General features: G+C 60.4%; 20 protein-coding genes. 8 read left to right on the forward strand and 12 right to left on the reverse strand.

The features are described 5' to 3' along the window. The first annotated feature begins 10 nt into the window (after positions 1-10). Positions 11-526: a GNAT family N-acetyltransferase gene (locus NKJ18_RS10975; protein ID WP_023829821.1), complete on the forward strand. Its 516-nt coding sequence runs from the start codon at positions 11-13 to the stop codon at positions 524-526. On the opposite strand, the gene NKJ18_RS10980 is transcribed toward NKJ18_RS10975, so the two are convergent. From NKJ18_RS10980 to NKJ18_RS11010, 7 genes are all read right to left on the reverse strand, one after another. Continuing rightward, positions 515-793 (reverse strand): hypothetical protein, encoded by a 279-nt coding sequence (locus tag NKJ18_RS10980; protein ID WP_023829822.1) that lies wholly within the window; start codon positions 791-793, stop codon positions 515-517. The two genes, NKJ18_RS10975 and NKJ18_RS10980, sit on opposite strands and share 12 nt — an antisense overlap. Further along, a complete protein-coding gene (locus NKJ18_RS10985) occupies positions 790-1,221 on the reverse strand; it encodes a DUF2493 domain-containing protein (RefSeq protein WP_081726218.1) in 432 nt (143 codons plus the stop codon). The genes NKJ18_RS10980 and NKJ18_RS10985 overlap by 4 nt, the downstream gene beginning before the upstream one ends. A 109-nt stretch (positions 1,222-1,330) precedes the next feature. Next, positions 1,331-1,882, reverse strand: coding sequence for a terminase small subunit (locus NKJ18_RS10990; RefSeq protein ID WP_352758221.1), 552 nt, complete (start codon positions 1,880-1,882; stop codon positions 1,331-1,333). A gap of 133 nt (positions 1,883-2,015) precedes the next feature. Next, on the reverse strand, positions 2,016-3,131 hold the full coding sequence (locus NKJ18_RS10995; protein ID WP_352758222.1) for a hypothetical protein: 1,116 nt from the start codon (positions 3,129-3,131) through the stop codon (positions 2,016-2,018). Positions 3,132-3,777: 646 nt separating this feature from the next. Then, positions 3,778-4,680 carry a tyrosine-type recombinase/integrase gene (locus NKJ18_RS11000; RefSeq protein WP_352758223.1) on the reverse strand — a complete coding sequence of 301 codons (903 nt, stop codon included), beginning with the start codon at positions 4,678-4,680 and terminating at the stop codon, positions 3,778-3,780. Continuing rightward, on the reverse strand, positions 4,661-4,981 hold the full coding sequence (locus NKJ18_RS11005; protein ID WP_352758224.1) for an Arm DNA-binding domain-containing protein: 321 nt from the start codon (positions 4,979-4,981) through the stop codon (positions 4,661-4,663). Before NKJ18_RS11005 ends, NKJ18_RS11000 begins: the two co-directional genes overlap by 20 nt. A 302-nt stretch (positions 4,982-5,283) precedes the next feature. Beyond that, entirely contained in the window at positions 5,284-5,445 is a 162-nt protein-coding gene (locus NKJ18_RS11010) for a hypothetical protein (protein WP_023691300.1), read from the reverse strand. A gap of 186 nt (positions 5,446-5,631) precedes the next feature. On the opposite strand from NKJ18_RS11010, the gene NKJ18_RS11015 reads away from it, so the two are divergent. Then, the gene (locus NKJ18_RS11015; RefSeq protein WP_023668952.1) at positions 5,632-5,823 is read left to right on the forward strand and encodes a DUF3606 domain-containing protein; all 192 of its coding nucleotides are present in this window, start codon (positions 5,632-5,634) and stop codon (positions 5,821-5,823) included. Positions 5,824-6,170: 347 nt separating this feature from the next. Here NKJ18_RS11015 and NKJ18_RS11020 read toward each other — a convergent pair whose 3' ends face one another. Continuing rightward, positions 6,171-6,893: a hypothetical protein gene (locus NKJ18_RS11020; protein ID WP_023668954.1), complete on the reverse strand. Its 723-nt coding sequence runs from the start codon at positions 6,891-6,893 to the stop codon at positions 6,171-6,173. A 431-nt stretch (positions 6,894-7,324) separates the two neighbouring features. Between NKJ18_RS11020 and NKJ18_RS11025 the strand changes: the two genes are divergently transcribed. The 6 genes from NKJ18_RS11025 (at position 7,325) to rimO (ending at position 12,800) form a co-directional block, all read left to right on the forward strand. Continuing rightward, on the forward strand, positions 7,325-7,714 hold the full coding sequence (locus NKJ18_RS11025; RefSeq protein ID WP_352597244.1) for a sugar 3,4-ketoisomerase: 390 nt from the start codon (positions 7,325-7,327) through the stop codon (positions 7,712-7,714). Between the two features lie 43 nt (positions 7,715-7,757). Further along, complete coding sequence (locus NKJ18_RS11030) at positions 7,758-8,978, forward strand: FAD-dependent oxidoreductase (protein ID WP_198020341.1); 1,221 nt, start codon at positions 7,758-7,760, stop codon at positions 8,976-8,978. After that, positions 8,979-9,905, forward strand: coding sequence for a glycosyltransferase family 2 protein (locus NKJ18_RS11035; RefSeq protein WP_352758225.1), 927 nt, complete (start codon positions 8,979-8,981; stop codon positions 9,903-9,905). Positions 9,906-10,015: 110 nt separating this feature from the next. Next, positions 10,016-10,423 carry a DUF930 domain-containing protein gene (locus NKJ18_RS11040; protein WP_032894508.1) on the forward strand — a complete coding sequence of 136 codons (408 nt, stop codon included), beginning with the start codon at positions 10,016-10,018 and terminating at the stop codon, positions 10,421-10,423. A 262-nt stretch (positions 10,424-10,685) separates the two neighbouring features. Beyond that, entirely contained in the window at positions 10,686-11,345 is a 660-nt protein-coding gene (locus NKJ18_RS11045; protein WP_023668959.1) for a TerC family protein, read from the forward strand. A 141-nt stretch (positions 11,346-11,486) separates the two neighbouring features. Then, positions 11,487-12,800, forward strand: a complete 1,314-nt coding sequence (gene rimO / locus NKJ18_RS11050) for a 30S ribosomal protein S12 methylthiotransferase RimO (RefSeq protein WP_023691314.1) — start codon at positions 11,487-11,489, stop codon at positions 12,798-12,800. A gap of 138 nt (positions 12,801-12,938) precedes the next feature. Here rimO and NKJ18_RS11055 read toward each other — a convergent pair whose 3' ends face one another. Genes NKJ18_RS11055 through NKJ18_RS11070 form a run of 4 tightly spaced genes read right to left on the reverse strand, consistent with a single transcriptional unit; the run spans position 12,939 to position 17,675 of the window. Further along, entirely contained in the window at positions 12,939-14,006 is a 1,068-nt protein-coding gene (locus NKJ18_RS11055) for a BMP family ABC transporter substrate-binding protein (protein ID WP_023682527.1), read from the reverse strand. A gap of 50 nt (positions 14,007-14,056) precedes the next feature. Then, positions 14,057-14,977, reverse strand: coding sequence for an ABC transporter permease (locus NKJ18_RS11060; RefSeq protein WP_023682526.1), 921 nt, complete (start codon positions 14,975-14,977; stop codon positions 14,057-14,059). Further along, entirely contained in the window at positions 14,977-16,101 is a 1,125-nt protein-coding gene (locus NKJ18_RS11065) for an ABC transporter permease (RefSeq protein WP_031193354.1), read from the reverse strand. The genes NKJ18_RS11060 and NKJ18_RS11065 overlap by 1 nt, the downstream gene beginning before the upstream one ends. After that, positions 16,098-17,675, reverse strand: a complete 1,578-nt coding sequence (locus NKJ18_RS11070) for an ABC transporter ATP-binding protein (RefSeq protein ID WP_023682524.1) — start codon at positions 17,673-17,675, stop codon at positions 16,098-16,100. The genes NKJ18_RS11065 and NKJ18_RS11070 overlap by 4 nt, the downstream gene beginning before the upstream one ends. Positions 17,676-17,715: the final 40 nt, after the last annotated feature.

Consider the following 17,715-nt stretch of genomic DNA (forward strand, 5'->3'; position numbering starts at 1 on the left):
CCAGATGACGATGGACAACACACTGACCACCCATACCGGCTTTCGCTTTGAAGTGCGCCGCGCGCGCCCGGATGATGAGCCAACGCTGGTCGAGTTCTTCACCCATGTGACCGCAGACGACCTGCGCTTCCGCTTTCTCGGCGCTGTGAAGGAAGTCTCGCATGAACGGCTGGTCGCCATGACGCGTTCAGACGACGCCCATATCCATAATTTTCTAGCATTCTCAATTGACGGGATGCTCATCGCGGTTGCGACGTTGGCAAGCGATCGAGCCGATCGAAGCGGCGAGGTCGCGATCTGCATTCGCCAGGATCGCAAGCATCTGGGCGTTGGCTGGGAGCTCCTCGCCTATGTTGCGAAATATGCCGAACAACTCGGCCTCAAAGCGATCGAGTCGATCGAGAGTCGTGAAAATCGTGCTGCGATCGAGGTCGAGCGCGACATGGGTTTCACCGTCACGACCGATCCCGACGATGCGACGCTTGTCCTGGTTCGGCGGGAGCTGGGGGCGCGATCAGCCGCTTAGCTGCCCCTTCCGGGCCGTTGTGGGCGTGGCAGATCGAAAGACGAGCATCTCCGCGGCCACAGCGCTTTCTTCATCCGCTGGAATGACAAGGACATCGACGCGGGAATTTGCAGCGCTGACTACCTCCTCGCCTCTTCGGTTGCGCTCGTCGTCGAGACCTACTCCAAACCAGGCCGCGGCGGCGCTGATCCCACGCGTCCGCAGGCCCAACGCAAGGCGTTCGCCGATGCCCTGTCCCGGAAGCGGCTTTTCTACGCGTCCTATCATCTATCCGTCTGGCCCGCATGAGACGCGTCAACCTCCATGACCGAAACACCGGCACTTCTTGATTGAAGCACCATGTTGGCCGTGCCTCTTCCACCGGGAAACGCGACGACTAGATCGGGAGTGCCTTCGTCTAGCATTTGCTTGTTTCGGATCGGCCCGGCTGCGCGACGATGAGTTTCCCAATCGGCTGGGAAAGCCCGTACGGGGATTTGCCGGCTTTCGGCCAACGTACCCGACAGACGATCGGCACCGTCAGCATCGCCATGAATGACTATCGAAATAGCGCGCTCCTGATGTAGCCGATCGAGAGCTTGGAACAAGAATTTCCGGTCTTGGTCTGCTCTGATCAAATCGACATCGCTTGGTAAATTTGGCCCGTGATCGAGAGGCACTCCGAATTGGCGCCCTCCACACACAAGAACGATCATGCACACCTCCTTTCCTGGAACCACGAGGATCCAATTTCTGCCCCCTCACCGCCTGTGCGTAGCCTAGGAATGCAGAGATGCGAGTTCAGTCGATCATCCGAGCTCGCTTTCAATTGATCTTCGGTCGTATCGAATTGCCCATTATCTCCGCAAAGAATTGGTCAATGGCGTCACCCGTCGGGTGTTCGCCTTTGACACCAAAGGCATTCACCTTGGTGTGCTTTCCGATGAGCTCAAGGATCCGAGCTCGATCACCGAACTTGATCTTAGTAATGCGCCCTACCGGCACTTTCGTGCCACCTTCACCGCGCTCGTAACGCTCCTCTGACTCAATACCCCGGACAAGACCTTGGCGCCAGACGGTAGGCCATTCATGAATTGGCTTGATTGTCCCATCCCGATTGAAGAGATCGCCAAGGTCGGCATTCACCTGGTCCCTCAGTTTCTCAAGGAGGTCGTCCGAGCTGAACTGGACTCGCTGGGAGCGTTGGCGTTTTAATTCTTCAATGAACGCGCTTACGCCAGCATGCTTGAGCAGATCACAGCCTTCGACATCGGCTCGCTTTGGGGAATAGCCGGCCCGGATAGCGGCCTGCGTCGCGTTCAGATCGACGAGGTACTCGTAGGCAAACTGCCGCTGCTTCTCGGTGAGTTTTTTCACAACCTAACTTTTCCCAACCGTTTTACCAAACTCGAGCTCCATCCGTGGATGGCACTCCCCAACATTCCAAGGGGATGCCAGCCCGTCGGCTGCTATCTCACTTTAAGCGAAAGATGTGCGTTTCCAGATCGCCTTATCCGCCAGCCCATCGAGCTGAATGTTGGTGTTTCCCTTTCACGGCTTCCTCGAAAGCCTTCAATCTGACAGGCCCGCCTGCTGGAAAATAGGCCACTGGTTGATCGCCTTGGGATGATAGCCAAGGCCAGCCTCGCCTCTGGTGTTCGGCCTTCCAGGCCGCCCAGAGCGGCGTTCCGGCGCGAACTTGTTCTAAAGATGAACCAACGACTTCCAGCATCGGCATGTCTGCGGGAACGGGTGTTCCGTTGCCGTTGTCAGCCTGAACATCCATGCGGTTGACCATCGGCCATCCATGCCGCGCCTGGTATGCCAAACGCTCACGATGTCCGTCTGCACCGTCGTCAGCCATCAACTTCCCAAGGAAAGATCTTGGCTTGGGCAACTGCTGCGGCGGAAGGAGTAGCCAGCAAAGCCTGATGGCGCACCAAATGCTCCCGAATGGCTGGGCCATTAGTACAGATGACCCCTTGGCCACTGATAATGCTGAAGTGCGAAGATGCTTCCATTTCCGATCTTTGAAATACGTTCCAAGCGCCAGCGCTTTGCGCCCACAATGGGCAAGATAGGCAGATGCTTTCGCCTCTGCTTCGGCTCTTTCCGTATCTGACAATTCCGCGAAGCACGCTACTGTCCAATCCAGGGGCGATTTCGCCCAATGCGGCCAATTCAAGCTTTCGGCGAGATGCCTAACCCGTGCTTTGAACCCCGCCGGATCGTCCGCCTGGGGCTCACATTCTCCCTTGTCGTCGCCGCTTCGCTCTCTCTTTTGATAATCCGTAATTGCTTTAGGATCAGTCTTTACTAGTGCCGCATTTTCCGTCGACGGATTTGCCGTCGACCGTTTTTCGGGCTGCGGTAAGAATGCAACACTTTCCGACGTCTCGTCGCCTCGCTTAGACCTAGGTTCATCGAAAATGACCAAGCTAAGGGGAGCAAATCGTCCGTCGGCACGAGGTTGCTCTCTAACCGCATAACCAAGCTCGACAAGCTCATTGACCATCCGCTGTGCCTTGCCACGGCCACATCCCCCTTTGTTGCGAATGTCACCTATGACAACCTTCCAGTTGTCGGGTTTTGAAAGGAGATACCCCAGTAGCCAGCGCGCCTCCATCGATAGGCGCTGGTCTTCAAAGACATGGTTCGGAACGGTTGTGTAATTCGTAGTGCGTGGCCCACGCCTGATGGTAGGTTCCGAACTCACGCAACCCTCGTACGGTTTGCCGAGTTCCAGTCAGAGGCTGCGTGGCTTTTGACGGGAACAGAACGGAAGCTGTCAACGGAGGTCTGGTCGAGCCCTGCCTGTCGAAGATTTGAGGCCGTGTAGGCCAAACCTGCTGCTGTCGAAGCGTTCCAACTTGGCATCTTCATTTGGCAATCTTGTCCGACGCGCGAGCCGAAGCCGCCGGGCAAGCGCCTGAACTGTTCTCAAAAGCTTCAAGTTCGGTCAGACGCCAACGCGTGCAGCCTGGTCCGATCTTGACAGGGTTAGGGAAATCTTTGCGATGTGAGGCCCATCGCCAAACGCTATTCACGGAGATGCGATAGCGCGCCGCAACGTCGTGAACCGAATAGAATACCTCTTTGGGCAATATCGACATGGATTGCAGGACCCTGCCGAGGTCTCGCCTCGACATTTGCCCGCACGTCATGCGCAGAAGTTGCTCCTCGATCTCAATCAACGCATGCGTTTGACCTACAAGAGGCACTTTAGGAGAAGCGATTCCATTGCGTCAGTCAACATGCGATATCGACCCACACTACGGCGCACAAAAATCCGCCCAGTCCTGCATAAGCTGCCGGCGTTTTTCAAACAGATCACCGCGCCGATAGGCTGCCTCAACCTTGTTGCGAATGCTGTGTGCCAGTGCCATCTCAGCTACATCACTTTGATATGCAGTGCGTTCGGCCACCCAGTCGCGAAACGTAGACCGGAACCCGTGCGGGACAGCTGCAACAGCCATCCGCCTCATCACTGCCGACAGCGTCATGTCCGAAAGTGCCCCCCCGCGCGGCGCCGTGAAAACGAGCTCCGAATGCAAGAACCTTGGAATGCCATTGAGAACAAGCATAGCTTGCCGCGAAAGGGGCACACTGTGTTCCCTCCCCGCCTTCATTCGATCGGCCGGGACTGTCCAGACAGATTTCTGCAGATCAAATTCGCTCCACTTCGCTTCGCGCACCTCGCCCGACCGGCCAGCTGTCAAAATAGCAAATTCGAGTGCTTTGGACCCCATCCCCTCGATCCGCTTCAAAGCAACAAGAAACGCTGCAACTCGATCAAATGGCAGGGCTGAATGGTGCGATACCGACCTCAGCATTTTCGGCTTTGGAAGTACTGAATCAAGGTTCCCTTTCCACCTTGCAGGATTCTCTCCGGATCGAAAACCCGACACTGTGGCCCAGGATAAAACGTTCTCAATTCGACCCCGAAGCCTGGTGGCCGTCTCAGTCTTCTCAGCCCAGATGGGTTCGAGAACTTGAACAATGTGCGCAAGTGAGATCAACCCCACCGGTACAGTACCCAATGCCGGAGACGCGTAAGTCAGAATCGTCGTCAGGACCTGTGCGGCGTGCTTTTCGTTCCTGTATTCACGGCGCTTCGACTTATGCCATCGCCGCGCCGCTTCATCGAAGGTAATTTCACTTGCGGCTGCGGACATCAGGGCACGCTTGGCTGCCCGCCTTTGTTCGGCGGGGTCCCCCCCCGCGATCAACCGCTGCACGCATCTCCCGCGCTTTTTCGCGAGCCTGGGCGAGTGTGACATCCGGATATCCACCAAGACCAATCTCTCGCCGGCGTTGCCCTATGGAGATTCGAAGCAACCAAGAGCGTGCACCAGTATCCTTGACCTGTAATCCCAGACCCGCCACGCCGCCAACGGCATGTAGCCCCGGTTTCGAAAGGCGCTTGACCTCCAACGGCCCAAGCTCTCTAGCTTTGCGCGGCAATCCTACCTCCACGACCCATCATTAGACCCACCAAAAAATATGCAACACGGTGAGGGCGCATGCAATGGCATAAAACGCTGCATAAGCCTATGGGACTGAATTTAAATGATATTCTATATTGATTGAACCGATATGCCACTGGGGCAAGGCGGACACTCCCTCCGCCAGATATTTGGCTACCGTGCTGAATTGCCTCTGTATTTTCAAAGAGGGCCAAATCTTTCCTAAGTTATTCCTAACTTCCTAAAACGAAGAAGCCTGCCACCGCGAGGCAGCGGGCCAGCGTGAGCGCAAACGTTGCGCCAGCCTCAGGATCAACGTTCGTCCTGGCGATAGAGCCGTTTGGTCGCGCGGTCGCTTTCCATGCGTTCTGCAGGACCACGGTGGCGTCGGGTCATAAGAACGTATGCCATCAATAGGGCCAGCAACAGTGGCCCACCAGCAACGACGATCAACCACATCACACTTTCAAACATGAGGCATCTCCTTCACGTCACAACCGTCAAGGAGAAGAACCGTTCCGTTCAAAGTTACAGCAACACCAGCACCTCCTGCGACTGAGGGCCGTTTTCCCATGTGACCGTTTCGGAAATCCGGGCTCCGCTGCAACAAAAGGCTGCGGCTGCACGTTGCGGTTGATCATTCAACCAGGAGCAAAGCAAATGGCCGACGACAAAACGAAGACGGACTTCCGCGATCGGGACCGCGTCTCTGCCGATGAGGATTATGAAGTCGAGTATTTCGCCACCAAGGCCGGCATCACCCCGCAGCAGGTCAAGGAATTGATCGCGAAGCACGGCAACCGACGCGAGACGCTGGAGCGGGAAGCGAAGGCTCTGGGGAGCGGTAGGTAGGCCGGCATGCCAGAGTACCAGGTGGAAGAGTGGCATGGAGAGGAGTGTGTCTCAACTCAGGCCACGAGCGCCGATGATCCGTTATCTGCGGTAGAGAAGGTCACGGGCCAAAGGGTGTCGCCTAGAGCGCTTCAGGAGCATTGGTTTCGTGTGGTCGATGAAGATGCGCGAAGCACGCATGAATTCAGTCTTGAGGACGGCGGCCCGGCTGGAGATTTTGCAAAATAGCCATGACCAGAATCTCGGACCTGCATTGGGACCAACGCTGCAGATAGGCGAGAAAGGTGCAGCCGCCGGGCGGACCCGACGGCTTATCGTCGATTGGATCGCTGCCGCCGCATGGGGCCTTAAGGCGCGGCCGGCGCCAGCTTGGCGGCTACTTGGTCGATCTTGTCGGCAAGTACGCTATTGGCCCAATCTGTCACCTCAGGGTCAACGGGCTTGTTGGCCATTTGGGCAAGGGCTGCATCGATCGATGGGACGTTGGCAGCGGCAGCTGTGGCGGCGGTCTGAGCAGCGGCCGCATCCTGGGTGGCGTCATCGAGCGCTGCCTGTGCTGCATCGAGGTCGGCCTGCGTCGGGACATCTTCGGGCGGGGTATTCGGGTCAGCCGCTTTCGCATTCAGCGCGTCGAGCGCCGCTTTGGCGTCGGCAACCGCCTGATTAGCGGCATCGAGCGCCGATTGAGCGTTCTTGGCTATTGCCGACTGTGTCACAAAAGCCTGCACGCCAGCGAAGTTCTTGCTCTTGGAGTGCATAAAGGCGTTGGCGTTGCGCTGCAGTGAGTTCAATCGGCCCAGCTTGGCATGGATATTCTTTTCCTTGGACACTGAACCGGTAGCGGCCTTGGCGACCTGGCCCTTGGCGGATGCCGACTTGCCGAGCGAACCGCCGCCTCCGCCATTGCCGCCAGCATTACCGTTTCCTCCGCTATTGCCATTGCCATTGCCATTGCCGTTACCATTGCCATGGCCGTTACCATGGCCGTTGCCACCAGCAGCAGCCAGGGCCGGCGACACCAGAAGCGAGAACACCGCAAATGCAGCAAAAAGGGTCTTTCGGGATGTCATAACTACCTCCGAGATTGCCACCGCCACTAACCGCTATAGCGGGCAACATGAGGAATCGCTAACACAAAGGGTAAACTTGGATATAGCTGTGCTTTCATTGCGACAACGAAGCGGCCGGCCGGCGAAACGCCAACCAGCATAACTCTTTGAAATTGCTGAAGTAGATCACCCTCGTTGGGACCGGCCGGCCTTCCGAACTCAAAGGTCCTAGACCGCTCGGACCAAGGTCTTAAGCCGTGGTTTCGGCCGCGACTCAGAAGTCGTGACGGCGCGGCGACCTTCGGTAGTCGGCACCGTATCGGCCTGAGGCCGAGCTCGACATCGATCCGCTGCTGTGTCCCAAAACACCGCCTAAGTGGTTGTATTCTCTGCCTTTTGATATAAGCGCTAGTCTGAGGTAAATTTCGACCGGCATCTGGCGGGCTTACGTTATGCAGCATCGAACGTTCTTTGGCGGCAAGGTCACCGAGATCCCCACTCCGTTACATTGCGATCCCAGGGGAATGCTGACCGCTATCGAGTTCAGCGGTTACAATTTCCAAGCCGTGCGGGCGTTCGTCGTCACCGCGCCGCGCGGCACGTCGCGGGGCGGACATGCACACGGCTCGGGCCGGCAATTGATGATGCAGCTGTCGGGCGAGATCGGCATCGAATTTCGCTATCAGGAACAGACCGAACGGCTGACGCTCACCGCATCGAACCGCGCGGTGCTGGTCGATGCCCCGGTGTGGGCGCTGCAGACCTATGAAGGGGAGAACCCGTCTTTGCTGGTTTTCTGCGATACCGAATACGACCCTGAAAACTACGTATCGAACCCCTGATGACACTCATCGGGAAAGGAGAGGCCGCGATGCGCGCCAGGACATGACAGCGCCTCGCGGCAGAATGGCTATTCTCGGCGCCGGCATCATGGGCGCCAGCCTCGCTCTCATGATGGCCCGCAGAGGCTACGCGGTGTCCCTCTTCGACAAGGAGAGCGAGCCGATGGCCTGCGCCAGCCGTTGGAACGAGGGCAAGATTCATCTCGGCTATCTCTACGGGAACGATCCCTCGCTGCTGACCGCCCGGCATCTGCTTTCGGGAGGACTGTGTTTCGGCAGGCTTGTTTCCGAGCTGATCGGAAGCAATCTGGAAGCGCACACGACCTTTTCGGAAGACCTTTATCTGGTCCATCGCAACTCGATCGTCGCTGCCGAGGCGCTGGGGGCGATCTTTGAACGTGTGGATGTATTGGTGCGCAGCCACGCTGACGCCACCAGCTACCTTGCCGACGTATCGGCGGCGCGATCGAATCGGCTTTCCAAAACTGAATTGGCCGATGTCACCAACTCGGACCAGATCGTCGGGGGCTTCCAGGTGCCGGAGCGATCCGTCAACACGCGATGGGTTGCCGACCGGCTTTGCGCGGCGCTTCGGGGTGAACCCAATATCAGCTTGCGGATGGCGTCCAAAGTCCTGTCGGCACAGCCGGTGGACGGAATTGACAGGAAATGGCGCGTGGCGGTCGCAAGCGAAAAAAGTGAGGCGTTCGACATCGTCGTCAATTGCCTTTGGGAGGGGCGGCTGGCTGTCGACCGCACGGCCGGCATCGAGCCGGTTCCCGGATGGTCGCACCGCTACAGGCTTTGCCTGTTCGGCCGCACCAGCCAGCCTGTCGATGTGCCGTGCGCGGTCGTCGCCCTTGGCCCGTTCGGCGACATAAAAAACTATGACGGGCGCAACTTCTATCTCTCCTGGTACCCGAGCGGGTTGCTTGCGGAGAGTGGCGAATTGTCGATCGAAACGCCGCAAGCGCTCGATGCCGACGCACGACAGCGGTTCATCGGCAACGTTCGCGCCACGCTCGCCCGGTTGTTGCCCAGTGTTTCCAGCATGTTCGACGATGCCGAGGAGCTTGAGGTACGCGGCGGCTTCGTGTTTGCGCAAGGGCGTGGTTCGCTCAGCGACCCGAAAGCCACGATCCATCGCCGCGACCAATTCGGGGTCAACCGCCTGGGCAACTACATCTCGGTCGACACAGGTAAATATTCGACGGCGCCGTGGCTTGCCGACAGGCTGGCGCGGCAAATCTGCGGGATCGAGTGAATGGGTGAGACAGAACAGGGCGGCGCGAAGCAGGTAGCGCAGAAACAAGTCCAGCTTCGATCCGGCTGGCGGCCGAAGGTCACGGCGCTGGTGCCGTGCTACAATTCGGCGGCATTCATTTCGCGTACGCTGGACAGCCTCGCCGCGCAGACCTGGGACAATGTCGAGATCCTGGTCGGCGAGGACAATTCGACCGACGCGACATTCGAGATCGTTTCAGCCTTCGCCAGCGGCCGCGACGATGTCCGTATCCTGCGCCGGGACAAAAACCTGGGATGGCTGAAGAACTCCAACGATCTGATGGCCAATGCCAGCGGCGAATTGATGTTCTTTGCCTTTCATGACGACGTCATCGATCCAACCTATATCGAGGCGCTGGTGCGGGCGCTCGATGCCAATCCCGAGGCCGTACTGTCGTTCAGCGACGTCGAAGTGATCGAAGTCAGCGGCGAAAGTGCCACGTGGAAGTTCGACCTGCTGGAGGGCTTGCAGGACGGTTTAGCGCGTGGCCGGGCGATGGCGCGCCAGCCGCATGGATGGTGGGTTCCCAATCGTGGGATATTCAGGGCCTGGGCGTTCCACCGTAGCGGCGGGATCAAGCCCAACAGCCAAGGCGAATTCAGCGCCGACTGGACCTGGCTTCTGCATCTGTCGCTGCTCGGCGGCTTTGTCCGCGTGCCGCAAGTGCTCTGCCACAAATACTACCGGGCGGGCAGCATCAGCCGGCGCTGGGACCGCAACAGCACCCAACGAAGGGCCTTGCGGGCGGCGGGGATAAGGGAGGTCTGGCACAGCGAGGCCGGCCTGGCACAAAGAGCCTTCCTCGCTGTCTATATCGCCTTGCGGCCGTGGCGGTGGGGGCCGCGATCGCGAGAAGCGCAAAGACGGCGAAACAGGCAATCGGTGCATGGCAGCCCGGACAAATAAGAATGGCGCCGGGGGCGCGCCAAAACGGCTGCGCCTGCCCAGCCAACGGCGATTTCCGGGCACATCCGGCTGCCCCAAAATGGCACTCCGGTTGATTTTTCACGTGAGATATGGTCGTTCTCCCGCCCATGAAAAAACTATTCCTTGCGGCGCTGGCTTCGGTGACGCTGGCTTTACCCGCCCACGCGATGGACGCCGCCCTGCGCGCCGGCCTGCTGAAACTCGACCCGGAGACCCGGCTGGAGCAGAGATGCGACGCCGAAGTGCTCGACCGCATCAGCCATGACGACCACAAGTACAAGGCAGACCGCGTCGTCGCCTACGCCTTCGCGACGCCGGAAATGAAGGCCGATGCCATCCGCAGCCCGGGCGCTGCCTTCCGCAGCAAGGGGCAGTGGTACCGGCTGAAGTTCAAATGCGAGACGGCGCCTGACCATATGGAGGTCCTGCAGTTCCGTTACCGCATCGGCGACGAGATTCCGGAAGCCGACTGGGCGAAGTACAATCTCTACGACTGAATTCGCTGCGACCAGAATTCTCTCTGGCAGAACGACCTTCCCTATTCCCGTGGCTTTCAGCGTCGGCCGTTAGAGCGGTTCAGCTTTTTATAGAGCAGCTGACCCACTCTAACTCTTTGTTTTTGCATGATTCCGGACGGAAAACCGCTACGCACTTTTCCTGGAATTGCGCCGGCAGTCTCTTGACGCGCGGGAACCATACACGTTAGGGCGTCGGCATATCCGACGACGAACACGCCGATACAGCAAGGGGCTCCGGTCGATGGACATTTTCAGCGCTGCAAGCATGACGGCCCTCCTCCAGGTCATCGCCATCGATCTGGTGCTTGCCGGCGACAATGCCATCGTCATCGGCCTTGCCGCCGCCGGCCTGCCGGTCGAGCAGCGCAAGAAAGCCATCCTGATCGGCGTGTTGGCGGCGACTGTGCTGCGCATCCTGTTTGCCGCCGTCACCGTCAAGCTTCTTGCCATTGTCGGCCTGCTGCTGGCCGGCGGCATCCTTTTGTTGTGGGTGTGCTGGAAGATGTGGCGCGAGCTGCGGACGTCGCATGCCGACGAGTTCGAGGCGACCGAGGCGCTGTCCGATTCCGACCTCAACAGCGACAGAACGGTGGGTGGCAAGGCGCCGCGCAAGACGCTCGGCCAGGCGGCCCTGCAGATCGTCGTCGCCGATGTTTCGATGTCGCTGGACAATGTGCTGGCGGTCGCCGGTGCGGCGCGCGATCATTTTCCCGTGCTTGTCATAGGCCTGGTGCTGTCGATCGCCTTGATGGGCTTGGCCGCGAGCTTCATTGCCAAGCTGCTGCATCGCCACCGCTGGATCGCCTATGTCGGCTTGCTGATCATTCTCTACGTCGCGATCGATATGGTCTATCGCGGCGTTGTCGAGGTCTGGCCGCATGTCAGTCCTGTGGTGAGCTGACGCTGCCGGTCCCACAGCTTCTGTAGCAGCATGGGTATCTGCCGGAGGCAGTGGTCGCGTTCGCCGCAGCCGCTGCCCATACCAATGCCGCAATAAGTGTGGTACTGGCCGCCGATCCCGAAAAACCCGGAATGTTTTCTCATGTCTGCGCCTCGCGTCAGTTTCGTCAGCCTTGGATGCCCGAAGGCGCTTGTGGATTCCGAGCGCATCATCACGCGCCTGCGCGCCGAAGGCTATGAGATCGCACGCAAGCATGACGGCGCCGACCTTGTCGTCGTCAACACCTGCGGCTTTCTCGACTCAGCCCGCGACGAATCGCTCAACGCCATTGGTTCGGCGCTTTCGGAAAACGGCCGGGTGATCGTCACCGGCTGCCTCGGCGCCGAGCCGGACGTCATCCGAGAGAAGCACCCCAACGTCCTCGCCATCACCGGCCCGCAGGCCTATGAGAGCGTGATGGCCGCGGTGCATGAGGCGGCGCCGCCCAGCCACGATCCCTATATCGACCTTCTGCCGCCGCAAGGCGTCAAGCTGACGCCGCGCCACTACGCCTATCTCAAGATTTCCGAAGGCTGCAACAACCGCTGCACCTTCTGCATCATTCCCGCACTGCGCGGCGACCTCGTCTCGCGCCCGGCGGCCGATGTGCTGCGCGAGGCCGAGAAGCTGGCCAAGGCCGGGGTCAAGGAATTGCTGGTCATCTCGCAGGACACCAGCGCCTACGGCATCGACATCAAGTACCAGACGTCGATGTTCGGCGACCGCGAAGTGCGGGCGAAATTCCTCGACCTGTCGGAGGAGCTGGGCAAGCTCGGCATCTGGGTACGCATGCACTATGTCTACCCCTACCCGCATGTCGCCGATGTCATCCCGCTGATGGCGGATGGAAAAATCCTTCCCTATCTGGACATCCCCTTCCAGCACGCCTCGCCGCAGGTGCTGAAGAACATGCGCCGTCCAGCCCATGGCGAAAAGACGCTGGAGCGCATTCGCGGCTGGCGCGAGGTGTGCCCGGATCTGGCGATACGCTCGACCTTCATCGTCGGTTTCCCCGGCGAGACCGACGAGGATTTCGAGATGCTGCTCGACTGGCTGGACGAGGCCAGGATCGATCGCGCCGGCTGCTTTAAATACGAGCCGGTCCGCGGCGCCCGCTCCAACGATCTCGGCCTCGAACAGGTGCCGCAGGAGATCAAGGAAGCGCGCTGGCATCGCTTCATGCAGCGCCAGCAGAAGATCTCGGCGACGCAGCTGGCTAAGAAGGTCGGCAAGCGCCTGCCGGTGCTGATCGACGAGGCGCATGGCACGTCTGCCAAGGGCCGGACAAAATACGACGCGCCCGAGATCGACGGTTCGGTGCATATCCAGTCGCGCCGTCCGCTGCGCCAAGGCGACATCGTCACGGTCAAGATCGACCGCGCCGACGCCTACGACCTTTACGGCTCGGCGGTTTAGAAAATTACCAAAAAGGGCGCCTCCCGGCGCCCTCGGATTTTTGGCACAGCCCTCGGCGCGGTTTCGCGGTCGAAGCGTGCAGTCCGCGAAATGAAAAGGGGCGCCGCGCGGCGCCCCTTCTCTTTTGCGTTCCGATACTTACTGCGGCAACTTGTCGTCGACGCCCTTCACATAGAAGTTCATGCCGAGCAGCGTGCCGTCGTCGGCGACTTCGCCGTCCTTGAGCCACGGCGTGCCGTCCTGCTTGGCGACCGGTCCGGTGAAGGGGTTCCAGCCATCTGCGATTTTCTTGGCGGTTGCCTCGGCCATCGCCTTCACATCGTCCGGCATGTTGGTGAAGGGCGCCAGCTTGACGGCGCCGTCCTTGATGCCGAGCCAGACATTGTCCGGCTTCCAGGTGCCGTCGAGCGCCGCCTGGACGCGGCTGATGTAGTACGGCCCCCATTCGTCCGTCAGCGAGGTCAGCTGCGCGTTCGGCGCGAACTTGATCATGTCGGAGGACTGGCCGAAGCCGTGCAGCTTGCGCTCTTCAGCGACCTGCAAGGCAGCGGTGGAATCGGTGTGCTGAACGATGATGTCGGCGCCCTGGTCGAACAGTGCCTTGGCCGCGTCAGCTTCCTTGCCCGGATCGAACCAGGAGTTCACCCAGACGATCTTGGCCTTGAAGTTCGGGTTGACCGACTGCGCGCCGAGCATGAAGGAGTTGATACCCATCACCACTTCGGGGATCGGGAAGGAAACGATATAGCCGGCGACCCCTGCCTTCGATTCCTTGGCGGCGATCTGGCCGAGCACATAGCGGCCTTCATAGAAGCGCGCATTGTAGATGCCGAGATTGTCAGCGGTCTTGTAGCCGGTGGCGTGCTCGAACATCACTTTGGGGAACTTCTTGGCGACCTTCACTTCCGGGTCCATGAAGCCGAAAGAGGTGCCGAAGATGATCTTGCAGCCTTCGCGCGCCAGACGCTCGAAAGCGCGGTCGGCATCGGGACCTTCCGAGACGTTCTCGAGATAGGCGGTTTCGACCTTGTCGCCGAGCGCCTTTTCCACCTCGAGGCGGCCCTGGTCGTGCTGGTAGGAATAGCCGAAGTCGCCGATCGGGCCGGTGTAGACCCAGCATGCCTTCAACTTGTCGGCGGCCTGCGCGGACGCCGCCAGTGACATGGCGGCGGTCGTGGTCATCAACGCAATAAGCAGTTTTTTCATTGTGTTACCTCTCTGAGTTTAGCCTTGGAGCTTCCCGTTTGTTTTTGTTGTCAACGATCCGGAACGAATGGCTGCCCCAAGGAAGCCGGCGTGTTCATCATCGTCAGACGCTTGTTGCGCGAGATTAGAACGAGAACCACGACGGTTGCCAGATAGGGCAGAGAAGAAAGCAGCTGCGAAGGCACCGGAATGCCAAATGCCTGTGCATGAAGCTGGCCGATCCACACCGCGCCGAAGATGTAGGCGCCGGCGAGCACGCGCCACGGCCGCCAGGAGGCGAAGACGACCAGCGCCAGCGCGATCCAGCCGCGGCCCGCGCTCATGTTCTCCACCCATTGCGGCGTGTAGACCAGCGACAGATGGCCGCCGGCAAGGCCGGCGCAGGCGCCGCCGAAGATGACCGCGAGATAGCGGTAGCGGATGACCTTGATGCCGAGCGCATGCGCCGATGTGTGGCTGTCGCCGATCGAGCGCAGAGTGAGGCCGGTGCGGGTCTTGAACAGGAACCACATGACGGCCGCCGTCAGCGCGATCGAGATGTAGAAGATCGGGTCCTGGCCGAACAACAGCCTGCCGACCACGGGAATGTCGGTGAGCACCGGAACGTAGAGGTTTGGCAGCCGCTCGCCGGGCTGGCCGACGAAGCTGGTCCCCATCATGCCGGAAAGGCCGAGGCCGAGCAGCGTCAACGACAGGCCGGTCGCCACCTGATTGGTGGCGAGCGACAGCGTCATCACCGCAAACAGCAGCGAGAACACCGCGCCCATGGCAATTGCCGCCAACAGGCCCATCCAGGGCGATCCCGTGAGATAGCCGGCTCCGAAGCCGCCGACGGCGCCCATGATCATCATGCCTTCGACGCCGAGGTTGAGCACGCCGGAGCGCTCGACCACCAGTTCGCCGATGGCCGCTATTAAAAGCGGCGTCGCCGCCGTGGCGATGGTCAAAAGGATGTTGACGGCGATGTCCATCAGCGGGCTTCCTTCAACTTCGGCGCGGCTTCAAGCTTCGCCGCGCTTTTCGTCAGCGCCATGCCGACCAGACGGATGCGATAGTGGATGAGCGTGTCGCAGCCGAGCACGAAGAACAAAAGCATGCCCTGGAACACGCGTGCCACTTTGTCGGAAATGCCGAGCGCGCTCTGCACCGCCTCGCCGCCGAGATAGGTCAACGCCAGCACCAGGCCGGCGGCGACAATGCCGAGCGGATTGAGCCGGCCGAGGAACGCGACAATAATGGCGGTGAAGCCGTAGCCGGGCGAGATCACCGGTTGCAGCTGGCCGATGGCGCCGGAGACTTCCGAAATGCCGGCAAGCCCAGCCAGCGCGCCTGACAGCAGGAAGGCGAAGAACACCATGCGGTTGAGGCCGAAACCGGCGAAGCGCCCTGCCCTCGGGCTGGAGCCGAGCACGCGGACCTCAAAACCCTTGAGCAGGCGGCTCATCAGCACCCAGATCAGCACGGCTGCAACAAGCGCGAAGACAAAACCCCAATTGGCGCGGCCGGCATCCGGCATCAGTTCCGGCAGGACCGCCGAGTCATTGAACTGGATCGTCTGCGGGAAACCGTGGCCCTGTGGATCGCGCCAGGGGCCGCGCACCAGCCAGTCGAGGAAAAGCTGGGCGACATAGACCAGCATCAGGCTGGTCAGGATTTCGTTGGTGCCGAAGCGCGTCTTCAAGAGAGCCGGGATTGCTGCATAGGCGGCACCGCCGACCATGCCGAACAACAGCATCAGCGGCAGCACCAGCGGGCCTTCGAACCCGGGAAACAGCACCGGAATGGCCGAGCCGAAAATGCCGCCGAGGATGAACTGTCCCTCAGCGCCGATGTTCCAGATGTTGGCCTTGTAACAGACCGACAGGCCGACCGCGATCAGGATCAACGGCGCGGCCTTGATCGCCAGCTCATGCAGCTGCCAGACCTGGCTGATCGGCTCGATGAAATAGATCTCAAATGCGCTCAGCGGGTTGACGCCGAGCAGCGCGAACAGAACCGCGCCGGCGATGATCGTTAGGGCGAAGGCGATGAAGGGCGACAGCGCCGAAAAGAGCATAGAGCGCTGCGGGCGTTTGACGAGTTCGAGGCGCATCATGCCGTCTCCAGACCATGTTCGGCGTGGCCAGGCTCGGCGCCGCCCATCAACAGACCGACCTTTTCGAAAGTTGCCTCGGCGATCGGCAGCGGTTTGGACAATTCGCCATTGTGCATGACCGCGATCGCGTCCGAAATCTCGAACAGCTCATCGAGGTCCTGGCTGATGACCAGAACTGCCGAGCCGCTGCGCGCCAGTTCGATCAGCGCCTGGCGGATGTGGGCGGCGGCACCGGCGTCGACGCCCCAGGTCGGCTGGTTGACGACCATGACGGCAGGGCTGCGGTCGAGTTCGCGACCGACGATGAATTTCTGCAAATTGCCGCCCGAAAGGGCCGCAGCTTCCGGATCGGGCGCGCTCTTGCGCACATCCATCGCCACGATGATGCGCTGGGCGGCGGCATAGACCGCACCGCTTTTGACGGCGCCGCCGGCGCCGACAAAAACCTTGCCGTCGGTGGCGTGCCGCGACAGAAGCAGGTTTTCCGAAAGCTTCATGCGTGGCGCCGCGCCATGGCCGAGGCGTTCTTCCGGCACGAAGGCAGCGCCCATCAGCCGCCGGCCTGTGATCGAGAGCGAGCCGGCATCCTTGCCGCGGATGCGCACGGATGCGGCGTCCTGCTGCAGCACCTCGCCGGAGACGGATTCGAAGAACTCGCCCTGGCCGTTGCCGGCGACACCGGCAATGCCGATCACCTCGCCGGCGCGCACAGTGAGGTTGATATTCTTCAGCGGAATCGAAAACGGCGTTGCCGGCTTGCGGCTGAGGGCGCGGATTTCGAGCAGCGGCTGCGCGGTCTCGATGCCTTCGGCCGGCGCACGCACCACGGCCTTCACCTCGTTGCCGACCATCATGCGGGCCAGCGACGAAGCCGTTTCCTCGCGCGGATTGCAATGGCCGACGACCTTGCCGTGACGCAGCACGGTCGCGCGGTCGCAAATGCGTTTGACCTCTTCCAGCCGGTGCGAAATGTAGAGGATGGATTTGCCCTCGGAGCGCAGGCGCTCCAGCGTCTCGAACAGCTTGTCGGCTTCCTGCGGCGTCAGCACCGAGGTCGGCTCGTCGAGGATGATGAGCTGCGGCGTCTGCAACAGGCAGCGGATGATCTCGATGCGCTGGCGTTCGCCGACCGAGAGATCGCCGACCAGCGAGTCCGGATCGAGCGGCAGGCCATAGCTGAAGGAAAGCGCCCTCGCCTTGGCCGCGATCGAGCTGATCGGTGAGCCGTCATCCAGAGACAGAGCGATATTCTCGGCCGCGGTCAGCGCCTCGAACAGCGAAAAGTGCTGAAACACCATGCCGATGCCGAGCTTCTTCGCCATGCCCGGACTGGTGATCCGCACCGCTTCCCCGTTCCAGAATATCTCGCCGGAATTGGGCTCCAGCGAGCCGAACAGCATCTTGACCAGCGTCGACTTGCCGGCGCCGTTTTCGCCAAGCAGCGCGTGGATCTCGCCCTTGGCGATGTTGAGGTCGATATGATCGCACGCCGTCAGGGTGCCGAATATCTTGGTCAGGCCACGAACCTCAAGCAGGTTCGCTCCATCATGATCTGCACTCACAGTGCCTCCCATCCGGTTCCCGGACATGTTCTGTGTTCCCGCCAACATCGTA

Origin of the sequence: Mesorhizobium sp. M0217 (assembly GCF_040321955.1) — a bacterium.
Classification (GTDB): domain Bacteria; phylum Pseudomonadota; class Alphaproteobacteria; order Rhizobiales; family Rhizobiaceae; genus Mesorhizobium.